Raw genomic sequence first — 19821 nt, 5'->3', positions numbered from 1 at the left:
ATGGCAAATAATGAACGTGTAGAACGTAACGAAAGCGAACTGCAAGAGAAGCTGGTTCAGGTTAACCGTGTAGCCAAAGTAGTAAAAGGTGGTCGTATCTTCGCCTTCACTGCTCTGACCGTGGTTGGCGATGGCGCTGGTCGTGTAGGTTTTGGTCGTGGTAAGTCTCGTGAAGTGCCGATGGCAATTCAAAAGGCTATGGAACAAGCAAAACGCAACATGGTTACCGTTCAGCTGGACGGCAGCACTCTGCAATACCCAGTTAAAGCCCGTCACTCCGGTGCACAGGTTTACATGCAGCCTGCATCTGAAGGTACTGGTATCATCGCCGGTGGTGCGATGCGTGCAGTACTGGAAATGGTTGGTGTTAAAAACGTACTGGCTAAGTGCTATGGCTCAACTAACCCGGTGAACGTTGTTCGTGCAACTTTCAACGGTCTGGCTCAGATGAAATCACCTGAGCAAGTTGCAGCTAAGCGTGGCAAGTCTGTTGAAGAGATTCTGGGGTAATTGTTATGGCTAAGAAAACCGTAAAAGTAACCCAAACTCGCAGCACGATTGGCAAACTGCCTAAGCACCGTGAAACCATGAAAGGTTTGGGTCTGCGTCGTATTGGTCACACTGTAGAACTGGAAGATACTCCTTCTGTTCGCGGCATGATCAACCAAGTTCAATACATGGTTAAGGTCGAAGGAGAGTAATATGCGTCTCAATGAATTGAGCCCAGCTCCTGGTTCCAAGCCTGTTGCTAAACGTGTTGGCCGTGGTATCGGCTCCGGTCTGGGTAAGACTGGTGGTCGTGGTCACAAAGGTCAGAAGTCTCGTTCTGGCGGTAAGGTTGCACCAGGTTTTGAAGGCGGTCAGATGCCTATTCACCGTCGTCTGCCTAAGTTCGGTTTCACCTCGCGCAAAGCACAATATGTTGCTGAAATTCGTCTGAACGAATTAGCGCTGGTTGAAGGCGACGTGGTAGATCTGGCTGCACTGAAAGCTGCTGACGTGATCGGCGAGAAGATTAAAGAAGCTCGCGTGATTCTGTCCGGTGAAGTGAAGAAAGCTGTAACCGTAAAAGGTTTAAAAGTCACTAAAGGCGCTAAAGCTGCTATCGAAGCGGCAGGTGGAAAGGTCGAAGACTAATGGCTAGGCAAGGCTCATTACCACAGGGTATGCAATCTGGATTAAGCGAGCTTTGGGCTCGTATCCGCTTCGTACTCCTGGCAATTGTTGTATATCGAATTGGTACCCATATCCCGGTACCTGGGATTAACCCGGATGCGCTGTCGCGTCTGTTCGAACAAAATCAGGGCACGATCCTGGAAATGTTCAACATGTTTTCCGGTGGTGCACTGGAGCGCATGAGTATCCTGGCACTGGGTATCATGCCGTACATTTCAGCATCGATTATCATGCAATTGCTGACGGCAGTGAGCCCGCAACTGGAACAACTGAAGAAAGAAGGTGAGGCTGGTCGCCGTAAAATTACGCAATACACCCGTTACGGTACGGTATTGCTGGCGACTATCCAGGCCTTTGGCGTCTCGGCTGGCTTAGCCGGCCAGGGCGTTACTTTCTCTGCTGGGTTAGACTTCTACATCGCAGCGGTACCATCTTTTGTAGCTGGTGCGGTATTTATGATGTGGTTGGGTGAGCAGGTTACCGAACGTGGTATCGGTAACGGCATCTCCATTCTGATCTTCGCGGGTATTGTTGCCGGTTTGCCAAGTGCAATTGGTCAGGCTTTCGAGTCTGCGCGTCAGGGTGACCTGAATATTCTGGTATTGCTGGTAATTGCTGCTCTGGCAGTGGTTGTGATCGGTTTCGTTGTGTTCGTAGAACGTGGTCAGCGTCGTATCACTATCAATTATGCTAAGCGTCAGCAGGGTCGTCAGATGATGGCAGCCCAGTCCAGTCACTTACCGTTAAAACTGAATATGGCCGGTGTAATTCCAGCGATCTTCGCCTCTTCTTTACTGCTGTTCCCTGCATCTCTGGGTCAGTGGTTTGGTAAGGGTGAAGGTATGGAATGGCTGCAGGACGTTAGCCTTGCGTTAGCGCCAAGTCAGCCGCTGTACATCGTATTGTTTGCTGCCGGTATCATATTCTTCTGCTACTTCTACACAGCGTTGATGTTCAACCCGAAAGATGTAGCTGAGAACCTGAAGAAGTCTGGTGCTTTTATCCCGGGTATTCGCCCTGGAATTCAGACTGCGAAATACATTGATGGTGTACTGGGTCGTCTGACTCTGTTCGGATCGCTGTATATCGCTGCAGTATGTCTGATGCCGCAATTCCTGGTAGTTGCTGCTGATGTACCTTTCTACTTCGGTGGAACCTCGCTGCTGATCGTCGTGGTTGTAGTAATGGACTTTATGGCTCAAGTGCAATCGCACCTGATGTCACACCAGTACGAATCGCTGATGAAGAAAGCAAACCTGAAGAATTTTGGCTCAGCTCGCTGAGTCAGATTTAGGAGACTGTCATGAAAGTACGTGCGTCTGTTAAAAAAATCTGCCGTGAATGCAAAGTCATTCGTCGTAACGGTAGTGTGCGTGTGATCTGCTCTGTAGATCCTAAGCACAAACAACGTCAGGGTTAATATCCCCGACAAGTCAGGTTAGTCCTGACAAGGCGGGTGCCAAAATCTTCAGGTGGCTTGATTTTTAATCAGGCCGCCTGTAGTATTTCGCGCCCTTTCATTAAGTAAGTGTAACGGAGTTAGACATGGCCCGTATTGCCGGTGTCAACATTCCTGACAACAAGCATGCAGTTATTTCTTTGACCTATGTTTTTGGCATTGGTCAAACAACTGCCCAGAAAATCTGTGCCGCTACAGGCATCGCTGAGAGCACCAAAATTGGTGATCTGAGTGAAGATCAGCTGGATGTTGTTCGTAACGAAGTCGCTAAATACACGGTAGAAGGTGATCTACGTCGTGAAGTACAAATGAACATCAAACGTTTGATGGACATGGGTTCTTTCCGCGGTATTCGCCACCGTCGTAGCCTGCCACTTCGCGGTCAGCGTACTAAAACAAACGCACGTACCCGTAAGGGTCCGCGTAAGCCGATTCGTAAGTAATTTTTATTACTTGAATCGGTCTTTTAGTGTAGCTGCATTCGACTTGTTGCAGTGTTGATATTAAAAGCAGGATTTAAAAATGGCTAAGCCAACTAGATCAACAAAGAAAAAAGTTAAAAAGACGGTCGTCGATGGCATTGCGCACATCCACGCCTCTTTTAACAATACCATCGTAACCATTACCGACCGTCAAGGTAACGCTCTGTCTTGGGCTACCGCCGGTGGTTCTGGTTTCCGTGGTTCTCGTAAGAGCACTCCTTTTGCAGCTCAGGTAGCTGCAGAGCGCGCTGGCGAGGCGGCTAAAGAGTATGGCCTGAAGAATCTGGACGTAGAGGTTAAAGGCCCTGGTCCAGGTCGTGAATCAGCCGTCCGTGCTCTGAACGCATGTGGTTATAAGATCAGCAACATCACCGATGTAACGCCGATCCCACATAACGGTTGTCGTCCACCTAAGAAGCGTCGCGTATAAGGAGGCAGAAATATGGCACGTTATATTGGTCCTAAGTGTAAACTGTCTCGTCGTGAAGGAACTGACCTGTTCCTGAAGAGCGGTGTTCGTCCACTGGACTCAAAATGTAAAGCAGAAACCAAACCTGGTGTACACGGTGCTGGTCGCGGACGTCTGTCAGACTACGGTCTGCAGCTGCGTGAAAAGCAGAAAGTACGTCGCTTGTACGGTGTTCTGGAAAAACAATTCCGTGGCTACTACAAAGAAGCAGCTCGCCGTAAAGGCGCAACCGGTGAAAACCTGCTGCAACTTCTTGAGTCACGTCTGGACAACGTTGTTTACCGCATGGGCTTCGGCTCTACTCGCGCGGAAGCACGTCAATTAGTTTCTCATAAAGCGATCGTTGTTAACGGCACTACCGTTAATGTTGCTTCTTTCCAAGTGAAAGGCGGCGATGTGGTATCGATTCGTGAGAAAGCTAAGTCACAGGATCGTATTAAAACTGCGCTTGAGTTAGCAGGCAACCGTGCTGATTGCGGTTGGATTGATGTTAACGCTAGCAAGATGGAAGGGACTTTCAAAGCGGTTCCTGAGCGCGCTGATCTCCCAGCAGAGATCAACGAAAACCTGATCGTGGAACTTTACTCTAAATAATAGAGGAACTTAAGGGGCAGCTATGCAGCGTGCAGTTAATGAGTTTTTAACTCCTCGTCATATCCAAGTTGACGAAGTAAACACTACCCATGCCAAGGTTACTCTGGAGCCACTGGAACGTGGTTTTGGTCATACTTTGGGCAGCGCATTACGTCGTATCCTGCTGTCGTCCATGCCGGGCGCAGCGATCGTTGAATGCGAAATCGATGGCGTATTGCATGAGTACAGCGCAATTGAAGGTGTGCAGGAGGACGTAATCGAAGTCCTGTTGAACCTGAAAGGCGTTGCAGTCAAATTGCACGAACGCGACGAAGCGACTCTGAGCTTAAGCAAAATGGGTCCTGGCGCAGTCACTGCTGCCGATATTCAACTGGATCACGGTGTTGAAGTTGCAAACCCAGATCATGTCATCGCTCACCTGGGCGAAGGCACTGAACTGAAGATGAACCTGAAGGTTGCTTCTGGTCGAGGTTACGAAACTGTTGAAGCTCGTAACCAAAACGATGAAGAAACCAAAGCTATCGGCAAATTGCAATTAGACGCTACTTTCAGCCCGGTTAAGCGTGTCTCATACAGCGTAGATTCTGCGCGTGTTGAACAGCGTACCGATCTGGACAAGTTGGTTATCGATTTAGAAACCAACGGTACTATTGATCCGGAAGAAGCGATCCGTCGTTCTGCGACCATCTTGCAACAGCAATTAGCTATCTTCGTGAACCTGGAAAACGAAGAAGTTGTTGAACAGCAACGCGAAGAAGAAGAGATTGACCCGATCCTGCTGCGTCCAGTAGATGATCTGGAGTTAACTGTTCGTTCGGCTAACTGTCTGAAAGCAGAAAATATTTACTACATCGGTGATCTGATCCAGCGTACTGAAGTAGAGCTGTTGAAGACTCCAAACTTAGGTAAGAAGTCTCTGACTGAAATCAAAGACGTTCTGGCTTCCCGTGGTCTTTCGTTGGGTATGCACTTAGAGAACTGGCCGCCAGCTTCTCTGCGTAACGACGATAAGGTTTTAGCGTAAGCTTTAACGTTCAGTTAGTAAGGAATTAAACCATGCGTCATCGTAAAAGTGGTCGTCACTTCAATCGTACAAGCGCACACCGTCAAGCTATGTTCAAGAACATGGCGGTGAGCTTGTTCGAGCATGAAATCATTAAGACTACTCTGCCAAAGGCAAAAGAGCTGCGTCGTGTAGCTGAGCCACTGATCACTCTTGCAAAAGAAGATTCAGTTGCTAACCGCCGTCTGGCCTTTGCTCGTACTCGTAGCAAAGAAGCAGTAGGTAAATTGTTCACTGATCTGGGTCCTCGTTACCAAGACCGTCCAGGTGGTTACATTCGTATTATGAAATGTGGCTTCCGTGCGGGTGATAACGCCCCAATGGCTTATGTTGAGCTTGTAGATCGTCCAGTTGTTGAAGCTGACGTTGAAGAAGTTCAGGAAGAAGCCGGCGAGTAACATTAAGTTGCTTGGCGTTCAGTCCGAACATAAAAAAACCCGCTTTTAGCGGGTTTTTTTATGTCTGTTATTTTTCCCGGTTATCCGTCGATAAACGCTGCGAACTCTTTTAACGCTTGTTTAGCCTCTGGCATATAGCCGGCATGGAGCTGAAATACATGCCACATTTCCGGGTATTCACTGAGTACCACTGACACATTCGCAGCCGCCATTTTCTCCTGTAGTCGGATGCTGTCTGAATAAAGAATCTCTTCACTGCCAACCTGAATCAAAGTTGGCGGGAAATCCTTAAAGTCTGCATTTAATGGCGACACTTGAGGATGGGTTAAACCAGCCTCTCCAGCGTATTTTGGGGCCATTTGAGACACCCAGTCAGGTGTCAGTAGTTTTTCCCGTTCAGCACGTTCTGAGAAGGATTCACCGCTACAGTTTAAGTCGATCCATGGTGAAAAGAGGACCAGTGCGTCTGGCATCGGCAATTCTGCATCGCGAATCGCCTGGGTGACGGCCAGCGACAAGCCACCACCGGCTGAGTCGCCTGCGATCACCACTGACCCATCTTTAATCAACTCTTTGTACGCGATCAGAGCGTCATCGACGGCAGCGGGAAACACGTTCTCAGGCGCCAGACGATAATCAATCAGGGTGGTGGTTAAACCGGTTTGCTTGGCGATGCGGGCGACCATATCACCATGGCTTTGTGGCGAACCGGAAACGTAGCCGCCGCCGTGTAGATAGAGCAACTGCTTACCTTTGCTTGCTGCCAATGGCGTCAATCGCCATGCTGGAATACCCGCCAGAGTGATTTCGATTTTCTCTACGCCCAGCGGCATAGGCGCAAACTTTTGCAGGAAATCCAGGCGTTTACGCTGCCTGGCAATGGGGTAGTCGGGCTGGAAAGTCGGTTGTACGAGCTTTTGGATCAGAGTGCCCGTAATACGTGCCATTAGGCTGGCCATAGCGTTCCCTGTTTAGTTGAATTTATTGTTATCAGAAATAAAAAACGGACAACAGGTTAACCTGTTGTCCGCCGGAGAGAAAGTACACTCGTCCTTGAGCGAGGATCATGAACATGGCAGAAACCCCGCCTAAAAGGTCTCAACCACGGAAGATAATGTACCTGATGTCACTGTCAGTTTGGGCAAGAGCCCGTCAGGATAAGAAAGCCGCAGTAAAGAAATGTCTCTGATTGATATGTGTGCCGCGAACAGAGTGTTCCCTGACTTCGTATGCGTTACGAAGTCAGGGATTTTCAGTGGCATCAAATGCAGATCACAGCAAGGCTAAGCTAAGCTGTGGCACGTAGGTGATGATTAAGACGGTAATCAACAGGATGAAGAAGAACGGCAGTGTTGCCCGATACAGAGTCATAACCGGCTGATTAAAGCGGAAGCTGGCAATAAACAGATTCATGCCCACTGGCGGCGTGAAATAACCCAGCTGCATATTGGCGAGGAACAAAATGCCAAGATGGATAGGGTGAATACCATACTCAATGGCAATTGGCAGAATGATCGGAATCATAATGACAATAGCCGAGAAGATATCGAGCATCATACCTAACACCAGCAGGAACAGAGTTAACAGCAACAGGAAAGTAAACCCATCACTGACGTGCTGTTGAATAAAATCAAAAATCTGTTCAGGAATACCCGCATCAATCATGTAATTGGTCGACGCCAGAGACACCGCCAGAATTAACAGGATGGCTCCTACCAGTTTCATGGAATCGCGCATAACATCAGGTAATTCAGTGAAAGTAATTTCCTTGCGGATAAACACAGTAACTACCAGCACGTACATGGCTGTGATTGCAGCGGCTTCGGAAACGGCAAAGAAGCCGGAATAAATTCCGCCCAGTACTACAATCGGCAAAGGGATTTCCCAAACGGTATCTTTCAGCGCCGCCCAGGCTTCAGCTTTGTCGAACTTATGGTCTGTTTGCTGGCTGTCACGTGGCTGCAGAGCAGCATAGATCGATAAAGCGATCAGCATCAGGCTTCCCGGGATTAAACCGGCGAGAAATAAATCATCAATGCTTACTGGTGTATCCAGTGCCATTTGTTGTGCTACCACACCGTATAAAATTAACGGCAGAGAAGGCGCAAATAACAGACCCAGACTACCGGACGTGGTGACCAGGCCGAGATTAAATTGTTGGCGATAACCGGCCTTTTGCAGTGCAGGAACCAGTAATGCACCTAAAGCCACAATGGTGACGCCGGAAGCTCCGGTAAATGCAGTAAATAAAGCACAGGCAACCAGGGCGACAATCGCCAGGCCACCAGGCATCCAACCCAGAAAAGCATCAGTAATGCGAACCAGTCGCTGTGGCGCCTTACTTTCACCCAATAGATAACCGGCAAAGGTAAATAACGGAATGGCGATCAGAACCGGCATTTCCGCCACGCGGAAGATTTCTACGGCCATCACCTGTAAGTCGACGTCCGTCTGGTAGAAACCCCAGAGCGCTGATGCTGCAATCACAGCAAACAAGGGGGCGCCGGCAAGTGCCAGTAGTAACAAAATCAGAGGGAACAGAATTGTCATGCGGCCGCCTCTTCAGTGTTTGCAGGCTGTTCTGTGGTCACGCCGTAAATTGCCGATGACACAGCCTGAACAACGAAGCGTAACGCCATTAACGCAAAGCTCAGTGGAATAACAATTTGTAATGGCCAGGCAGGCACCTGACCAAAGGCGATGTCATCGTATTCCAGTGAGCCTTTAACAAATTCGATGCTGTGCCAGGCGATTAAGCCACACACAATTGCAGCAAAGGTTGCAGTGATCACTGTGCTGATGCGTTTAACCGTATCACCGGCCATACGATTAATAATGTCGATGGCTATATGTTCGCGGGTTCTGGTCGCCAATAACGCACCTAGTAGTCCCAGCCAAAGCACCATCACCCGAAGTAATGGCGGCACCCAGACAATGCCGCCACCAAATACCGCGCGGGCAATAATGTCGACGCCAGCGAGAATAATCATCGCCAGCAACAACAAAATTAACACCGCATCTTCGGCTTTATGAATCCAGTGCGTCAGTTGTTTCATTCCGCCGTTGCCGTTTGTTGCGAGCGGAATTGTTGCAGGCGTTGCTGCAGGCGGTCATAAACATCGGCCGGGTAAACATTTTTCGACTTCAGTTCTGCCAGCGCTTTATTCGCCAGTTGCTGCCACAGCGCTTTATCGGTATCGCTCAACTCAACAAATTCCATGCCGTTTTGTTGTAAGGCCATACGAGCTCCGGCTTCATCTTTCTCGTTTTGCGCGTCCATGGCTTTAAAAGTTTTGTTCATGGTGTCGCGAACAATTTTCTGATCAGCGGCCGATAATTTTTTAAAGGCACGCTCATCAACAATCATCATGCCGAACAGGAATACCAGCGGGAAGTCGGTGGCGTGGGTCAGCTTGGTGTGCCACTGCAGCGCAATGGAAGCAGATGGTGTTGCAGCAATGGTATCGATTAAACCAGTTTGCAGGCTGGTGTATACATCGGAAACCGGCAGTGAAATAGGTTCAACGTCGCCGCTGGTGAAAGTGGTTTGTGAGACAACGTCACCTTCCGGAACCCAGACTTTCTGAGTGCGAACGTCGGCAGATGTTTTTAACGCCTTGTTTGACATCAGGTAGGCAAAACCACCTTCGGATAAGCCTAAAACGATGTAACCTTTTTCTGCCAGAGCGTTTTTAATAATCGGGTCGAACTCTTCACGTACCGCACGGACTTCATCCAGATTACGGAAGGTAAAAGGCAGGTTATAAAGCAACGAGGCATTAGCGATATGAGCCATTGCCCCCGTGGAAACTGCGCCGCCCTGTAGCTGGCGGATACGCATTTTACGAATCACACTTTTATCGCTGCCCTGTACACCACCGGGGAAATATTTAATTTTTACCCGGCCTTCGGTTTGCTTTTTTATGTCCTTGGCTGCTTTGCGCATCATTTTCATCCAGTTGGTACCGTCGGGTGCCAGGGATGCAATTTTCAGAGTTGCGGCATAACCGGTTGGGCTGATTAATACCAATGCCAACAGCAAGCTGGTTAAAATTTTCATAGAAACTCTCTCTAACGTTTTTAAACGTGTTTTTATTCAAAATACTCTGCAGATTCAGCCAGCAATTCAGCAGCCTGGCGTTGGGCAAGGCGGTTAATCAGAGTCAGACCTTCAACATGAGGATCTGCCGCCAAGGTTTGTTGCAATAACTGGTCATGAAGTTCCTGATCAAACAACATACGAGCGTATTGTTTAGCGAACAGTACTTTCGCCATCAGGTGTTTGTCGTCGGTCAGCTGCAACGCTGTTTCAAAATAACTACGCCCCAATTCTGGTTTACCACCCAATGATGGTGGCAGCTGTGTTTCCAGCACACCCAGATACACCTGAACGGTAGCGTTATCGTAGCCCGGCTCGTGACGCGCAACCCATTGCATCAAAGCTTTAACTTTGCCGACCTGAGCAATGGCGTTCCAGTCGTCGGTGTTGGCTTGTATCCAGCCAGCCCATGCAGCTGCAAAGGCATAAATTACCGGTACATCGTCTTCGTCGTAATCTTCATCCAGGGCAACCACTAACGGATCGAGTTTGCCGTCCATTTTTTCGCACAATTCTTCGTCGTATTCGCACAGAGCGCGACGGGCGTAGCCCATGGCTTTGTCGGCCATGTGTTTAGCCTGTTCTTCATCCTGGGCAAAAACGCCAGCATAAGCACCGTACAGGCGTGCACCGGCGAGCAGGAAATCTTCGTTGTCCGGGTAGGTCAGTACCAGGGCGTCGAGTAACAGCAGATAAGCCGGTGCGCCAGCGGCGACAACCGCCGGATCGTCCTGGTTCATCATCGAGCGGGAAAGGTTGGCAGGCAGGTTGCTGACAGAGCAGGCGCTCAGCAGCAATAACAAGCTAAGGCTGGTAATTAATTTCATAAAGGACAGCAGCTAAATTTCAGGAGCGCGAATTGTACACTGCCTGATCGGAAATGTTCATTAGCCAGACCGTCATATTTCGACGGTCATGCGGGGAATAATCTGTTGCAGCGCCGCAACGAACGCTGGCAACAGAGTTTTGATGGTCAGACGTTCTCAGCCAGCTGAGACAGGGTCTGATGTTCTTCAGAGCTGCCGGCGCTGAAATCAATACCGATACTTTGCAGGATATCCCAGGCATTGGAACTACTGCTGTATTCGGCAATTGTCTTTTTCGCCATAAAGTGGGTGATGTCGTGGATGGATTTAACCAGTGCGTAATCGGCCGAGCTGGTATTCAGATTGTCGATAAAGCTGTGGTCGATTTTTACATAATCCACTGGCAACGAACGCAGGTACTCAAACGATGACTGGCCGGTACCGAAGTCAGACAACACAAACTGGCAACCAAGGTTACGCATTTCGTGCATAAAGTCGGCGGCATCGTCCAGATCTTTGATGGCGGTGGTTTCGTTTAATTCGAAACACAATTTTTCTACCGGGACGTCTTTTTCACGTGCTTGTTCGAAAATATAGGTCAGCAGGCCTTCGTCATTTATTGCATGGCCGGAGAGGCGTAATACGAAACGATCGATGGCGGCCGCCTGACTTTCATTTTCGTGTAACCACTGAATCATCTGTTCTAATATCCAGCGATCCAGTAGGTACATGCGGTTATAATTTTCTGCGGCTTGCAGGTATTCCAGTGGTGGAATCTGTGAACCGTTTTCATCCTGAATACTGATCACGATTTCATACTGAACTTCGTCTTTAAAACGATCCTGAATCGGTTTGATCGGAATACATAAAACCTTCAGCTGATTATTGGCCAGGGCCTGATTAAGCTTGTTACCCCAGGCCATAAACTCGTCCTGGCGCTGGTGTGAGGCATCGTTTTGTTCGTAGCGAATAATACGACTGCCGCCTTTATCTTTGGCTACCAGGCAAGCGGATTCGGCCTGTTCAATCAGGTCGGACGCATCGCTCTGATCATTATTCAGCTCTGATAAACCTACACTGATGTGGACCCGGAATTTCTGATCTTCGCTGTAAATATCAAAGTCTTCGATGCGCTGTTTCAGGGTGCGCATGATGGCTTCAGCCTGCTCGATATCTGCGCGGCGTAACAACACGGCAAACTCATTGCTACCAATACGCGCACATACGCTGTCGGGCTCCTGATCTTCCAGCATGGTGGCCAGAGTTTGCAGACAGGCATCACCGCCTTCGACGCCGTAGTTCTTATTAATCAGTTTGAATTGATCAACGTCGATCATACACAGCGTTGTTGGAACCGGGTTACGCAGGTTCTGGGCAAAGGTTTCGTGCAACTGGCGAACAAAGTGCTGGCGATTCATCAAACCAGTTAATGAGTCGATATTGGCTTGTTCTGACAGGTCGTGATAAATCTGCTGCACCAGTTTATCGACGCTCTGATCAACGGCGGATTCATCCTGCTCGTATAGGCGTTTCACGTCGCCGTTATCGAAGGCAATGGCCAGCTCTGCCAGCGTAAAATCGATGACCTTCATACCGCTGTGATTGACACAGGCAAATTTAGAGCAGTCCGGTGCAATCCAGACAATGGATACCGCCTGGTCCTGACGGGTTAACAGTAACCAGTCGCCAACCTGCAGATTCTGAGCTTTGCGGGTACCACGACCCTCCGGCACAATTTCTTCCTGATCGGCAACAAAGGTTGGCAGATCCACGGTCTCGCGCACTTCACCCTGATTCAGGTGTTCTTCGGCGGCACTAAGAATGTCGTTGTACCACTTTTGATGCTGCGGCAGGCTGCCGTTTAACTGGTCGAGTTCACGTTGTGCCAGCTCCAGCATAGGTGTGAAGCGTTGTAATAGTTCTTTGCGCCCGGCATTTTTAGGACTGAACAGCGCCAGCACCTGACGGTACAGTTTTACCGCCCCTTTAAAACGCTTACTGTCGACGCCTTCGCGTAGCAGCAGCAAGCTCAGTAGTTGTTGCCAGCCTTCGGTTAACCACTCAACCACGCAGTTTGGCAGGGTACGACCAGAGCTGTCTTTACCGATTAAATGCTCAATTTTTTGTCGAGCCTGCTGCAGTTTGTGCTCACCTTCTGCGGCCTGGGCAACCCGTTCGGCATTTTGCTTGGCTTTACGTTCGGCGTTAGAAACCAGGCCCTGCAGATCTTCTAATAAATCATCCAGCGAGGTCTCGTCACTTTCAAGGTTTGCGACCAGTGGTTCAATCAAATCGTTGAGGCGTTTGCTCAATTGGTTCTCACCGCTGGTGGTGAGCTTGCCTAACTTCGCCAGATGATTCAGAACCTGACGCCCCGGATGTTCCGGGTTAAATAACAAGCTGGCATCTTTCAGCATCAGACGCAGCAGCGGCCAGCCGAGTTGTTCAATATGAGGTTTTACAAAATCAGCAACCTGGCCACTGGACAGCAAATTCTGAGTAACCTGCTCGATGGTTTCGATCGCATCCCGTGACTCTTCCGGCAAGCTGGTTTCCTGATCTGCCAGCGCCTGTTCCACCTGCTCACGAATGTTGTCGGGCAAGGTGTCTTCTTTGCTCGCCAGATCGGTAACGATATTGTTAACGGCTTCAGGGGGAGCAACCGGCAGCGTCACGGTTTGTGTCTGGTTTAACTCCTCAAAGCGCTGATATCGCAATTGCAGTAATGACTGAATGTTCGAATACGCCTGCTGTGCTTCCTGCTGGTGGCGACGAAAATTCTGCATGGTTGAGGTGGCTGGAGCATTACCCGCGGCCATGTTGGCGGCCATCACCGTTGCTGGTTGTTGCTCATTAGCCGCCTCCGGCACGGTGGCGGGTTGCGGGGAAATCCGTACTACTTCAGCCGGACCATTGTTGGCGGCACGACGGCGGTAACGCATCGACATCGGGATATCGATATCGCGACAAATTTCCTGATAGCAGGTTTGCAGAGTGGTGTAGGCAACCTGCTCAAAAATATCGAATGCCAACGCTCGTGCTTCCTGCGGCAAGCTCAGTTGTTCCAGAGCATCACGGAAAGCATCCGTTACTGTGTTGGGACCAATGGGGTTAAAGCAGTCTTCGGTTTTTGCGCTGGATAACGTATCGAGCAGCTGACGAACTTCGAAACTGACGTGACTCAGGCGAGATTGCAGGTGGGACGCTGCTACTTTTGCTAATAACCAGTCTTCAAAGTCGGCCTGTTGCACCAGTGACAGATTCTGGGTTTTGTCCTGATTGTTTTGTTCTTTATTGGCTTTGGGTTTGCCATCCAGCCACAACATGATCTGCTGTTGCAGGTTTTGTTTAAAGCTCTGATAAAACTCACTGGCGCCGTCTTTGGCCTGTTTCTCCAGGCGCAACCATAATTGCTGTTCTGCTGTGTTACGTGCCAGATTGGCCTGATCAAAGGTGTTTTCGAGAAATTCAGGAAGCCAGGCTTTGGGCAGACGATCGACAACATTGGCAGCCAGTTGCTGGAACGTGTGGCGATGCTCGCGGCGGGATTCGTCTGACAGTCCATCCTGAGCTTTATTGTTCTGATTAAACTCCTGCAATTGCAGGAAAATCTTATCGTTTGGAGTGTCGAATTTCAGACCAACTTCTTTGCCTTTCTGGTGCACCCAGCTGACCTTTACTTCCAGCAGCTGTTGCTCCAGCTGCAGTTTCAGCAACAGCGGTTCGTCGGGTGTCTCTATGGCGTTATGTGGCCAGGCCAGCTTCATTCCGGAATGGGAGTAATCGGTCACCGTACAGTCATGCCAATGACCATCGGGCAGGCGCAGTTGAGCGATAAACTCGCTGTTAAACCTGGGGTGTTCTCTGTGTTCGGCTGCCATATTGATTCCGTTATATGCTGCGTGAGCGCTGACTGATGCACCCAGTCGCCTCTAGTATAGGTAACTCCCCGGTCGCCGCCTGATGGCTTTAGTCGCAATCCGGACCGGTCTGTTAACTAAGTTGCTGAATTATCGACTTTTTAGCGCGCTTAGATTAATTGGTTCATAAAACAGTCGTTAGTAAAACAAAGTAAAAGCTCAATAGCGGTTATTTGCGCCTCAGTATAGCGACTGACGGGGGTCGCATTGGTCTAATTCTGTTTTATGGCTTTCAGTTTTCGATACAGGGTGCGCTCGCTGATCTGTAGCTTACTCGCCAGCGTGGCATTATCACCATCAAAACGAGCGGCGATACGGGCCAGATAATGCTGCTCCACCTGGTCCAGTGGAATAATCTGGTCGCTTTGCTGTACTTGACTGAATTCAATCATGTCCGCCGCTGGTTGTTCACTGAATGCCCCCATGTCCGGTTGCAGCTGTGTCACGCCAATTTCATCGGTGTCACACAATAAAACGCTGCGTTCAATCAGGTTGCGCAGTTCGCGGATATTGCCGGGAAACCGCTGTTGCTGCAGCCATTGTTGAGCTTCGGCAGAAAAGGTTAAGCCGCGATTGCTGGTGAGATTGTGCAGCAGGTGTTGTGCCAACGGCAGTATGTCCTGCTGGCGTTCTCGCAGTGATGGCAATATCACCGGAAATGGGCTGATGCGGTAATACAGATCCTGGCGGAATTTTCCTTGTTCAACCAGTTGTGGCAGCTGCCTGTGAGTGGCACAAATCAGGCGGAAATCGGCTTGTTTCGGATTCACGCTACCAACCGGGCGATAACTGCCGGACTCGATCAGGCGCAGCAGTTTCACCTGCATCGTCAGTGGGATATCGCCGACTTCATCGAGGAACAGTGTCCCGCCTCGTGCGGCTTCTACCAGTCCTTCTTTGCGATGGATTGCACCGGTAAAAGCCCCTTTCTCGTGGCCAAATAATTCGCTCTCGAATAATGATTCGGTCAAGCCGGAGCACTCAACTGTGACAAACGGTTTGTCGGCCCGATCGCTGTTGCTATGCAGATAATGAGCGGCTAATTCTTTACCGGTTCCGGACTCTCCTAACAGCAACACGCTTATATCTGCCGGGGCTGCCCGGCTTAGCAATTCCAGCATGCGGGTATAGGCTGGGCTGAAACCAATCATGGCCTTGTGGTGTTCTGATGGGCGGCTGGCCGGGTGCATGATTTCGACGAAATACTGGATGTCACCGTTTTCGCTGCGGATCGGGTTCAGCTCAACATCAACGTGCTCCCGTCCTTTGGCGGTGTTGTGGATATGCAGCAAGCGCTGGCGCTGGCCGCTTTCCAGGCATTGTCGCAGCGGACAGGTTTCCCCAGCCTGATCGCAGGGCACCTTATAACCGTGTGAAACTTCATAACATTTTCGCTGCAGCCTGGGATCACCTTCCGTGAATGTCTGGCGATAGGCCACATTGCTGGCGCAGATGCGGTAATCGCGATCGATCAATACCGCTGGAGCAGAAATAGCGTCCAGCAGGGTGGATATGGCGGGAAGTGAGGGGGACTGCTCGGTCATGGCTGTCAGATCGTTGCGGAACCAATATGCCAAATTTGGCATATTGGTTGACTGGGGTAAAGCTGTGCCTTGGTCGAATCTGTTCATCAGTCGCTTTTAACAACCTAAGTTGAGCTGGCCTGTACCTTGCTCAGGCAGGGGGAGGGTGTGTGAACTCGAGAAAGATAGCGCGGAAAAACAGAAAGTTGATCTGAGGGCTTTTCCGGTTTTTATAAATTGCTAATATAACGGTATGTTTATTTAAATATCTTTTGGAGTGAACAAGATGGCTTTAACCAAAGAAGATCTGCTGGCCCAGGCACGTGATTCGGTCAATCCGGTAACTGCTGACGCCGCTGAAGCATTACTGCAACAGGACGGTGTCGTGGTGCTGGATGTGCGTGAACCAGCGGAGTTTGATATGGGCCACTTGCCGGGTGGAGTGAATGTACCGCGCGGCTTGCTGGAATTTATGGTGGGTAATCATCCGGCGTTAGCCAACCCGCAAGCGAATATCTTGTTGTATTGCAAAAATGGCGGGCGCTCGACGTTGGCTGCCCACACCTTAAAACAAATGGGTTTTGATCAGGTACATATGCTGGTGGGCGGCTTTGATGGCTGGTCTGGCAGTGTGCATAAGGTTGAAGTTGATCCGAACATCTATCAGTAATTGATGATAACAAGGCAGTCATGCCGGGACGCAAAAATAATGAAACGCTTGATGATAATGACAGTGCTGGCTGGCGTGATTCTGCCAGCGCAGGCTGATGACACACTAATAAAACAGGCGCGACAACACACCAAGCAGTTGGCGACGCAATTACAGCAAACGCTGAAAAAAAGCATGAAAGCCGATGGCCCGGCGGCGGCGATTCAGGTTTGCAATATTCAGGCGCCGATAATTGCCGCTGGCCTGAGCCAGGGAGATTGGCAGGTGGGCCGCACGGCGTTGAAAATCCGCAATGGCGACAATGTTGCGGATGCCTGGGAAACATCGGTGATGCAGGATTTCTCGAAAAAGTTACAAGCCGGTGTCGATCCGAAAACTCTGGAAGCCAGTAAAACGGAAAATGGCCGGTTTCGTTATATGAAAGCGATTCCAACCGGAGGCGTTTGTCTCGCTTGTCACGGTGAAAACATTGCAGCACCGCTTGCCGCCAAGTTAGATGCGCTATACCCGCATGATCAGGCACGTGGCTTTAAGCCAGGCGAATTGCGCGGTGCTTTTACAATGAGTAAAAAATTACAGGAGCAATAATCCAGATGGCCAGTCATATCGCGAAAGTACGATGGTTAAAAGACGGCGAGTTCAGCCATGAAGGATTTGAACGTCGCCATCAGATTCATTTTCAGGATGACGTCAGTCTGACAACCGGTGGCGCCAATAATGATTTTGGTGCTGATCCGGAGCAGCTCCTGGCGGCGGCCATGGCCAGCTGTCATATGCAGACATTTCTGGTGCTGGCATCGAAAAAACGACTGCAGGTTGCCAGTTATCAGGATGATGCTGAAGCCATTTTAGGGAAGCGTGAAGATGGTAAATTCTGGGTGGAGAAAATCATCCTGAATCCACAAGTCGAATTTTGTGGTGACAAAATTCCCGACCCTGAAACGATTAAAGCAATGCACGAAAAATCCCATGCTCATTGTTTTATTGCCAATTCGGTGGCAGCCGAAATGAGTGTTGAAGTACGCTTCTGAGCCAGCATGGTTGTTAAGTCAGTGTAAGTTGTTACATCTGGCTTAACGGGCCTCATCTGAAAGTGTGGGTTTTGTAACCGTTAATCCTCTCACCAGTATCAGGTTCTCGTATAGTGACTGCCTTGTTGTGACAATAGCGCACAGCTTCATTCAGCCAAAGGGCACACTATGTTTCTGCAACGACTGGTTTTTGTTTCTTCTGCGTTACTGGCAGCGTCGCTGGCAACCGCTTCCAAATCTGAAGGCATCCATAAGTTCTGGATCGATAAAACCTACGAAAATACCAGTAAGGTTAAGAATTATCGTGCCCTGGTTGAACAGAACCATCCGGATGGTGTGATTACAACCGCGGTTCAGTTTCGCCAGCCAGCCGATTTTTACATGCAGGTTGAACAGCCGCTGGATTTTAAGGGTGTGACCTTCAGTTATCAGAATGGTCAGCTGCAATATTATTCGCCCCAGAGCAACCAGGCGTTATTAGTGAAAGGTTTAGCTGGCCCTTCCGCCGACAGTGCGAAAGTCCAGGCTGAGGATATGTACTGGGCCAACCATGAATATTATCAGCGCACTTTTACGCCATCGATCGAAGTTGCCAGTCGTATTTCTGTGGGAGTGGATCTAAATGCCGAAGATAATGAGCGCGAGATCCAGAAAAGCCAGCTATTTATTGATTACGATTATTCGTTGTTAATGAAAGGCGATTTTTATTTTCGCGATGGTTCGGTGTTATCCATGGAAAATAAAAAAATCGATTTTAATCTGAATGATTTTTCTCTGCCGGATGCGCAGTTACCCGCGACAACACAATTGCGCTCCTGGAATCTCTCAACTCATGCTTTGAATGCCGATCAGTTTAAGAAATCGGCCGTATTTACACCTGCCTGGCCTAAGGTTGAATCCGAGCGCTGGAAGCTTGCAGAACCAGGCTACTTTTTCAGTGATCAGGGTAAAGATGGTGCTGCGGTTTATTATAAAAATTCTCACTATTTTCTGTTGATGACGGCTGAGCAAGCATCACCAATGGCAGCAACACCGGCTGGAGCCAGAGTAAAACTTGATAACAACCTGGATGGCCAGTTATTGCAGGCGCCATCGATCAGCAGTGTAGAACTGCAGCGCGATGGTATTCACTACCAGTTGCTGTCGAACATCCATCTGGAAGATTTATTGCTGTTGGCGCGGCAGTTGAGTAACTGACAGCAGCGGGGTTCTTAACTATTATTAACGGATATGTTTAATGGATTTCAGAGAACCCCATGGTTTCCCCTCTGCCAAATATTATTGGTCTCTCCGGTGTTGGCCCATACGAAAATAAACGCGCAATAAAACTTGGCCGTGCGTTTGAATGGCCGATGATTTTTATTGCCATGTGGATCGTGTTCGAGTGGTACCTCGAATCCAAGGCGGAAAAAAGTATTGCTGTTACGGCTTTCACTGACTGGTTTATCTGGGCTTTCTTTCTGCTGGAAACCCTGGTTCTGACTCTGGCCGTTGATCACAAAAAACGTTATCTGATTAATAACTGGGCCAATCTGGTTATTGTCGCCGCCGGGCTTCCCGTATTGTGGGAGACCTTACCCCATGCCGGTGGTTTGCGGGTATTACGACTGCTTGCCATCTTTATTGTACTGATGAATATGTCCGGTACTTTCCGGAAAATTATGGGGCGAAATCATTTGGGCCCCACCCTGATGGTCAGTTTTATTATTATCGTGATTGCCGGAACATTAATGGCCGTGATCGACCCGAATGTCGAAACTCCGTTTGATGGCATCTGGTGGGCCTGGGTTACGGTTACGACTGTGGGTTACGGTGATATTGTTCCCGGCAGTACCGCCGGGCGCTTATTCGGATCAGTTCTGATACTGATGGGGATTGGTTTATTTGCGATGTTAACCGCAAGTTTTTCTTCGTTTTTTATGCAGCAGGACGAAGAAGAACTGATTAACAAAGAGAAGTCCAATACCGATCGGTTGAGTGAAATGGCGGATCGTATTGAAGCGTTGGAAGGCAAACTGGATCGCTTAATTGCGTATTCGGAAGAGGTAGAAAAGCGCAGGGCAGAAAATGCCAGCCAAACCTCTGGCAACAGCCGCGAAACCGGCGTTGATTAACGCGTCGGCTAAGCGGC

Annotated in this window: 22 protein-coding genes; 15 read left to right on the top strand and 7 right to left on the bottom strand. The window is 49.4% G+C overall.

Annotated features, from left to right (window positions below; all coding sequences use genetic code 11):
* The 10 genes from rpsE (at nt 1) to rplQ (ending at nt 5641) form a co-directional block, all read left to right on the top strand.
* Nucleotides 1-510: a 30S ribosomal protein S5 gene (rpsE, locus tag ACOQOZ_RS12880; RefSeq protein ID WP_068654985.1), complete on the top strand. Its 510-nt coding sequence runs from the start codon at nt 1-3 to the stop codon at nt 508-510.
* A 5-nt stretch (nt 511-515) separates the two neighbouring features.
* Nucleotides 516-701, top strand: coding sequence for a 50S ribosomal protein L30 (gene rpmD, locus ACOQOZ_RS12875; RefSeq protein ID WP_068443059.1), 186 nt, complete (start codon nt 516-518; stop codon nt 699-701).
* Nucleotide 702: 1 nt separating this feature from the next.
* Nucleotides 703-1137, top strand: a complete 435-nt coding sequence (rplO, locus tag ACOQOZ_RS12870; protein WP_255858409.1) for a 50S ribosomal protein L15 — start codon at nt 703-705, stop codon at nt 1135-1137.
* Nucleotides 1137-2459, top strand: a complete 1323-nt coding sequence (gene secY / locus ACOQOZ_RS12865) for a preprotein translocase subunit SecY (protein WP_420588571.1) — start codon at nt 1137-1139, stop codon at nt 2457-2459. Before rplO ends, secY begins: the two co-directional genes overlap by 1 nt.
* A gap of 20 nt (nt 2460-2479) precedes the next feature.
* Nucleotides 2480-2596, top strand: coding sequence for a 50S ribosomal protein L36 (gene rpmJ, locus ACOQOZ_RS12860; protein ID WP_255858411.1), 117 nt, complete (start codon nt 2480-2482; stop codon nt 2594-2596).
* Between the two features lie 125 nt (nt 2597-2721).
* Nucleotides 2722-3078 (top strand): 30S ribosomal protein S13, encoded by a 357-nt coding sequence (rpsM, locus tag ACOQOZ_RS12855; RefSeq protein ID WP_420588570.1) that lies wholly within the window; start codon nt 2722-2724, stop codon nt 3076-3078.
* 79 nt (nt 3079-3157) lie between these two features.
* Entirely contained in the window at nt 3158-3547 is a 390-nt protein-coding gene (rpsK, locus tag ACOQOZ_RS12850) for a 30S ribosomal protein S11 (RefSeq protein ID WP_068654977.1), read from the top strand.
* Between the two features lie 12 nt (nt 3548-3559).
* On the top strand, nt 3560-4180 hold the full coding sequence (gene rpsD, locus ACOQOZ_RS12845) for a 30S ribosomal protein S4 (protein ID WP_420588569.1): 621 nt from the start codon (nt 3560-3562) through the stop codon (nt 4178-4180).
* Nucleotides 4181-4202: 22 nt separating this feature from the next.
* Nucleotides 4203-5204, top strand: coding sequence for a DNA-directed RNA polymerase subunit alpha (locus ACOQOZ_RS12840; RefSeq protein WP_420588568.1), 1002 nt, complete (start codon nt 4203-4205; stop codon nt 5202-5204).
* A gap of 32 nt (nt 5205-5236) precedes the next feature.
* Nucleotides 5237-5641, top strand: a complete 405-nt coding sequence (gene rplQ / locus ACOQOZ_RS12835; RefSeq protein ID WP_068654971.1) for a 50S ribosomal protein L17 — start codon at nt 5237-5239, stop codon at nt 5639-5641.
* Between the two features lie 80 nt (nt 5642-5721).
* Here the strand turns inward: rplQ and ACOQOZ_RS12830 are convergent, their stop codons facing one another.
* The 7 genes from ACOQOZ_RS12830 to ACOQOZ_RS12800 all read right to left on the bottom strand — a co-directional run bounded on the left by ACOQOZ_RS12830 (nt 5722) and on the right by ACOQOZ_RS12800 (nt 16052).
* The gene (locus tag ACOQOZ_RS12830; RefSeq protein ID WP_420588567.1) at nt 5722-6600 is read right to left on the bottom strand and encodes an alpha/beta hydrolase; all 879 of its coding nucleotides are present in this window, start codon (nt 6598-6600) and stop codon (nt 5722-5724) included.
* A gap of 313 nt (nt 6601-6913) precedes the next feature.
* Nucleotides 6914-8191, bottom strand: a complete 1278-nt coding sequence (locus ACOQOZ_RS12825; protein WP_420588566.1) for a TRAP transporter large permease — start codon at nt 8189-8191, stop codon at nt 6914-6916.
* Nucleotides 8188-8697, bottom strand: a complete 510-nt coding sequence (locus ACOQOZ_RS12820; RefSeq protein WP_420588565.1) for a TRAP transporter small permease — start codon at nt 8695-8697, stop codon at nt 8188-8190. Before ACOQOZ_RS12820 ends, ACOQOZ_RS12825 begins: the two co-directional genes overlap by 4 nt.
* A complete protein-coding gene (dctP, locus tag ACOQOZ_RS12815) occupies nt 8694-9701 on the bottom strand; it encodes a TRAP transporter substrate-binding protein DctP (RefSeq protein ID WP_420588564.1) in 1008 nt (335 codons plus the stop codon). The genes ACOQOZ_RS12820 and dctP overlap by 4 nt, the downstream gene beginning before the upstream one ends.
* Before the next feature lie 32 nt (nt 9702-9733).
* A complete protein-coding gene (locus ACOQOZ_RS12810) occupies nt 9734-10567 on the bottom strand; it encodes a TRAP transporter TatT component family protein (RefSeq protein ID WP_420588563.1) in 834 nt (277 codons plus the stop codon).
* Between the two features lie 146 nt (nt 10568-10713).
* Nucleotides 10714-14427: a DUF1631 family protein gene (locus ACOQOZ_RS12805; RefSeq protein WP_420588562.1), complete on the bottom strand. Its 3714-nt coding sequence runs from the start codon at nt 14425-14427 to the stop codon at nt 10714-10716.
* Nucleotides 14428-14678: 251 nt separating this feature from the next.
* Nucleotides 14679-16052, bottom strand: a complete 1374-nt coding sequence (locus tag ACOQOZ_RS12800) for a sigma-54 interaction domain-containing protein (RefSeq protein ID WP_420588561.1) — start codon at nt 16050-16052, stop codon at nt 14679-14681.
* Nucleotides 16053-16275: 223 nt separating this feature from the next.
* Here ACOQOZ_RS12800 and ACOQOZ_RS12795 point away from each other — a divergent pair, with 223 nt between their 5' ends.
* The 5 genes from ACOQOZ_RS12795 to ACOQOZ_RS12775 all read left to right on the top strand — a co-directional run bounded on the left by ACOQOZ_RS12795 (nt 16276) and on the right by ACOQOZ_RS12775 (nt 19804).
* Nucleotides 16276-16659 carry a rhodanese-like domain-containing protein gene (locus ACOQOZ_RS12795; RefSeq protein WP_420588560.1) on the top strand — a complete coding sequence of 128 codons (384 nt, stop codon included), beginning with the start codon at nt 16276-16278 and terminating at the stop codon, nt 16657-16659.
* Between the two features lie 39 nt (nt 16660-16698).
* Nucleotides 16699-17247: a Tll0287-like domain-containing protein gene (locus tag ACOQOZ_RS12790; RefSeq protein ID WP_420588559.1), complete on the top strand. Its 549-nt coding sequence runs from the start codon at nt 16699-16701 to the stop codon at nt 17245-17247.
* A 5-nt stretch (nt 17248-17252) separates the two neighbouring features.
* Complete coding sequence (locus ACOQOZ_RS12785) at nt 17253-17690, top strand: OsmC family protein (protein WP_420588558.1); 438 nt, start codon at nt 17253-17255, stop codon at nt 17688-17690.
* 168 nt (nt 17691-17858) lie between these two features.
* Nucleotides 17859-18887, top strand: a complete 1029-nt coding sequence (locus tag ACOQOZ_RS12780; protein ID WP_420588557.1) for a hypothetical protein — start codon at nt 17859-17861, stop codon at nt 18885-18887.
* Nucleotides 18888-18946: 59 nt separating this feature from the next.
* On the top strand, nt 18947-19804 hold the full coding sequence (locus ACOQOZ_RS12775) for a potassium channel family protein (RefSeq protein WP_420588556.1): 858 nt from the start codon (nt 18947-18949) through the stop codon (nt 19802-19804).
* Nucleotides 19805-19821: the final 17 nt, after the last annotated feature.

It is taken from the genome of Bacterioplanoides sp. (assembly GCF_965219715.1).
GTDB lineage: Bacteria > Pseudomonadota > Gammaproteobacteria > Pseudomonadales > Oceanobacteraceae > Bacterioplanoides.
Note: the sequence above shows the minus strand (reverse complement) of the source record. Positions and strands in the feature narration are given on the sequence as shown.